Raw genomic sequence first — 2754 nt, 5'->3', positions numbered from 1 at the left:
TGTTCATGGGTCGCCCGCATTCCGCCGCTTCGCGGCTCCAGCGGGGGATGACGGGTTTGGTTTCGCCCGGCGCCGCCGCCTATTCTGTTCGATCCGCTGACTTGGCCTTAAGATTGCGATGGCTAGGCTGAACTCCGGTCGAACCGCACAAAGGTGTGCCGAAATGAAATCCGTTGCGCTCATCGCCGCGCTCGCTCTCGTGGCGCTTCCCGCCTTCGCACAGAACGCCGCCGAGGTTGGTCATGCGCAGGACGGGGCCAGCTGCCCGCGCTGCAACCTGTTCCAGGCCGATCTGAGCAACAAGGACCTGCCCGGCCGTAACTTCACTGGCGCGCGCCTGCGCCAGGCCGACCTCAGCGTCTCGGTGTTCGACCACGGTCGATTTGCCGGCGTCGACCTGCGCGACGTCAACGGCTACGGCGGCCGCTTCACCGACGCCGACTTCGCTGGCGCCGACATGACCAACGCCACCTTCGTCGGGGCCTATCTCGAAGGCGCCAACCTGCGCGGCGCCAGGCTCTCCGGCGTCAACTTCTCCGGCGCCGAAATGGCCCGCGCGGTCGGCCTGAGCCAGGCGCAGCTGAACGCCGCCTGCGGCGACGCAGCCACCAAACTCCCCCCCGGCCTGCGCATCCCCGCCTGTCGCTGAGCAAAATGGGGACAAATTGGGGACACGTACGACTCTCACGCTCCGAGCCCGTGGTTCCGATTCGGCGGCAAGTCGTACGTGTCCCCAATTTGTCTGTCCCCATTTTGTCCGGCTGCTGAGGCTGCCGGTGCCGCCAGATCAGATCCACACCCCGCGGCTGGTCCTGCGGCCGTTCTCAATCGGCGACGCCGATGCGCTCTGGAACTACTCCGGCGATGCCGAATGGGGCCGGTATCAGGGGCTGGTTCAACCCTATACGCGCGCGGAGGCGGATCGCTTCCTGGCTGGCCTGTTGCTTCGTGATCGGCAGATGAAACCTACCTGGGCGATGACGAAGGGCGGCGCGGTCATCGGGATCGTCAGCCTCAAGTTTGAGGCGGAACACAGGATCGCGGTCCTGGGCTACGGAGTTCACAAGCAACACTGGGGCGAGGGCTTGTGCGTCGAAGCCGCCTGCGCAGCCATCGGCCAGGCGTTCGAGACTTGCCATGCGTTACAGCGCATTCGAGCCCACACCGACGCCAGAAATTCGGGGTCGATCCGGGTCCTGCAGAAGCTGAACTTCAAGCACGAGGGCATGCTTCGTTCGAACGGCTTCTTCGGCGGCGAGTTTGTCGACGAAGCCGTTTTTGGGCTCCTGCGGGAGGAATGGCGGGGGTAGTCGCCCTGGCCTACGCATTCCCGCCTACCGCCAAGAAAAATGGGGACACGTCCGACTTTTGAGCGCTACCCGTGCCACGACGGCGCGTCGGGCAGGTCGGCCAGGATGCCCGAGAGAGCGGCCCAGAACCTCTGCACGCGGACGCCCTCGCCGAGGCCGCCCATGATGAAATTGTTCATCGCGAAACCGAAGCTGAAGCCGGTGCGGGGATCCATCACGCACAGCGACCCACCCCCGCCGCCCCAATAGCAGCTGGTCGGCGACGGCAGCCGAAAAGCGGGTTGATCGAGCGTGACGATCAGGCCCAGCCGCATCGATCCGAAGAGCGGTTCATCGCCGAACGCCTGTTCGGTCCGGACCTCGCGCGCCATCGCCTCGGAGAGATAGCGCACGCCGTCCAGCATTCCACCGTTGGCGATGATCGCGCCGAGGCGGGCCAAGGTGCGCCCGTTGCCGAAGCCGAGGGCCGAAGCCCAATTGTGTTCATGGTTGAGCCGCTCCCAGGTCCATTCACCGCCTGAAGGGATGCCCTGCATTATCCGAAGACTGAGCGGAGTGAAATTCGGCGCTTCTTTCGGCGCGGCGTTGTTCGGCGCCGCCAGCCGCTCGAGGTCTTTTGGATCGTGGATGCCGATCTGCAGGTCGATCCCCGCCGGGCCGGCCAGCTCTTCGCGCAGGAACCGTGGCGCGGGCCGCCCATCAACGCGATGCATCACCTCGCCCAGGATGAAGCCGGAGTGCGTCGGTGAATAGGCGATGCGCCCCTCGCCCCCGAACCAGTGCGGCTCGGCCGCGATGCGCGCGGTGATCTTCTCCCAATCGAAGTGATCCTCGAAGCTGGCCGGCGGGTCGAGCGCCGGCACGCCGCCACGGTGGGTGAGCAGATCGCGAATGGTCACGCGCTCTTTTCCGTTCGCGCCAAACGCCGGCCAATACTCGGCGACCGGCGCGTCCAATGCGATCAGGCCGCGGTCGGCCAGCATCAGGATGCAGATCAGCAGCGGGATCTTGGTTGCCGAGTTCAACACGACGATGGTGTCGCGCTCCCACGGCCGGGTGTGTTCGAGGTCGGCGTAACCGGCCCAGAGGTCCACGACCGGCCGCCCGCCAACACAGGCGGCGACCGATGCGCCGATCTCCAGGCCATCGGCGCAATTGGCCGCCAGCGCGTCCTTCAACGCGGTGAAAGCCGGCTCGCAAACGCCGTGGATTTCGAAGGTCATGCCTTCACACCCCCCCAGGGTCCGTCAGAGACCTAGACCCGCATGCCCGTTCAGTATCGACAATTATTTTAACACAGGCGAAATCACTGCAACTGAGCCCCCGCGCCAAGGGAAATGGGGACACGTACGACCCCCTACAGTGACCGGAGCACAAGGCTCGGCCTCTGAGGGTCGTACGATCGCGGTAGGGACGCGGGTTACCCCGCGCCCCCCGCACAGAA

3 protein-coding genes are annotated in these 2754 nt (G+C 65.6%); 2 read left to right on the top strand and 1 reads right to left on the bottom strand.

Translation table 11 applies throughout. From position 1 onward, the window contains the following. Window positions 1–163 precede the first annotated feature (163 nt). Both ACESMY_RS23600 and ACESMY_RS23595 read left to right on the top strand, forming a co-directional pair. Window positions 164–649, top strand: a complete 486-nt coding sequence (locus tag ACESMY_RS23600) for a pentapeptide repeat-containing protein (protein WP_372787085.1) — start codon at window positions 164–166, stop codon at window positions 647–649. Between the two features lie 127 nt (window positions 650–776). After that, the gene (locus tag ACESMY_RS23595; protein ID WP_372787084.1) at window positions 777–1310 is read left to right on the top strand and encodes a GNAT family N-acetyltransferase; all 534 of its coding nucleotides are present in this window, start codon (window positions 777–779) and stop codon (window positions 1308–1310) included. A gap of 65 nt (window positions 1311–1375) precedes the next feature. Here the strand turns inward: ACESMY_RS23595 and ACESMY_RS23590 are convergent, their stop codons facing one another. After that, window positions 1376–2533 carry a serine hydrolase domain-containing protein gene (locus tag ACESMY_RS23590; RefSeq protein ID WP_372787083.1) on the bottom strand — a complete coding sequence of 386 codons (1158 nt, stop codon included), beginning with the start codon at window positions 2531–2533 and terminating at the stop codon, window positions 1376–1378. Between the last annotated feature and the right edge of the window lie 221 nt (window positions 2534–2754).

This window comes from Phenylobacterium sp., from assembly GCF_041691455.1.
Classification (GTDB): Bacteria; Pseudomonadota; Alphaproteobacteria; order Caulobacterales; family Caulobacteraceae; genus Phenylobacterium.
This window is presented reverse-complemented; position numbering and strand designations above follow the sequence as displayed.

Excerpts from the sequence above, each read along its gene's own strand:
- ACESMY_RS23600 (WP_372787085.1), top strand. The coding sequence starts at position 164 with ATGAAATCCGTTGCGCTCATCGCCGCGCTCGCTCTCGTGGCGCTTCCC.
- ACESMY_RS23590 (WP_372787083.1), bottom strand. The coding sequence starts at position 2,533 with ATGACCTTCGAAATCCACGGCGTTTGCGAGCCGGCTTTCACCGCGTTG.